Here is a 1,297-nt window from a genome sequence, read left to right on the forward strand (position 1 = left end):
ATGTTTGTCATCAAAGCAGTCAAGTGGGTAATCTGCTCTTGCAATTGCTTGATTAGCAAATCTTTATCGGTCTCAAGGATGAGAGTTTGTTCAGGTTCAAGGCCTTCCTCGGCCTCTTGACCTTCTTCTTGAGTGGTGATTCCTTCAGTGGAATCTCTTAGAGTAGGATCCCTGGACAGAGGTCTCCCTCGACATCCAGTTACCATAACATGTGCAACTTTGAGGTGACGTTCATAACGATAAAATTCCTCATCTGACATATCGTCCCAATCATCAGGTGGTAGATCTACAGGGTAGATTACCTTGGGAGACTTGTTAGAGGTAGAAACTGTCCTTACTTTTTTATTCATACCTTTGGAAGATACGGACGTTGGATATGAAATTTTCATTGGCTTTTTGTACAGAGTAGAAGAAAAATAAGAAAGTATTTCTTTTTATTTATTGGAGCATGTACAGCAAATTTGAGAGTAGGATAGTAAATAGTCTCATCATCAGAATTTTCCAAATTCGTACTAGAGATAAGACATATAGTGGCAGAATTTGGAGAAGTTTTGTCGGATTCAGTAACTTCTTTTGAAGAAATGTCTGGAAGTAGAGTCAATGTAGCTTGATGTTTCTCAGTAGTGAATGGCCGATATTCTTCAGTAGTGGGTGTTTGATATTTCTTTCGGTTATGGGTATGATGAGCTCGTCTACCCAAACGAGGAGTAGGTGTATCAAGTTGAATAGAAGAAAGGCGAGAAAAGACAGATGGCTTTGGGGGAGCCAATCTATCAAAAACAGATATGTTGGGTTTTGAAGGACTTTTGGTAGGAGTTTTTGGTGGAGGATTTTTGGAAGGTTTGATTGTGATAGTGGTTTGTTGAGTTTTGTCAGAGAACTGGTAGATACCATTCTTGACATTGAAAGCTGTCTGGGTCAAAGTGATTCTTGCCCCAGTAGAAGATTTGATAGTCACATTCCGTTCTGTCATTGCTGCAGAAGGAATGATAGAAACTTTTTAGAAAAATAAGTGATACAAAGAAAAGAGCAAATATAAAGGATTTGAATATTTATTTAGGGATTTTCATACTTTATTTGGAAAGTTTCTAAGGCATACTTTTGAAAATGAATCAAATAAACTTAAAGGCTGAATTTGCGGGAAGTGTAAATAACTCAAGTGAATAAGCATTACTCTTAAGGAAAAGAGAAAGAAGGTCCCAGCGTGGTCGCCAGTTTGTTGTGGGGGAAAATATCATGATTGACAGTTATTATGACGATCATGCTTTTCTCTATAGACAAACATAAGAGGCAATGT

At 37.7% G+C, this 1,297-nt stretch carries 1 protein-coding gene; it reads right to left on the reverse strand.

The window, feature by feature from the left end; genetic code table 11:
* The coding region (locus FA727_RS24250) for a hypothetical protein (RefSeq protein WP_158318976.1) at positions 1–350 on the reverse strand (350 nt) is incomplete at its 3' end.
* Positions 351–1,297 lie beyond the last annotated feature (947 nt).

Origin of the sequence: Robertmurraya kyonggiensis, assembly GCF_005116465.1 — a bacterium.
Classification (GTDB): domain Bacteria; phylum Bacillota; class Bacilli; order Bacillales; family Cytobacillaceae; genus Robertmurraya; species Robertmurraya kyonggiensis.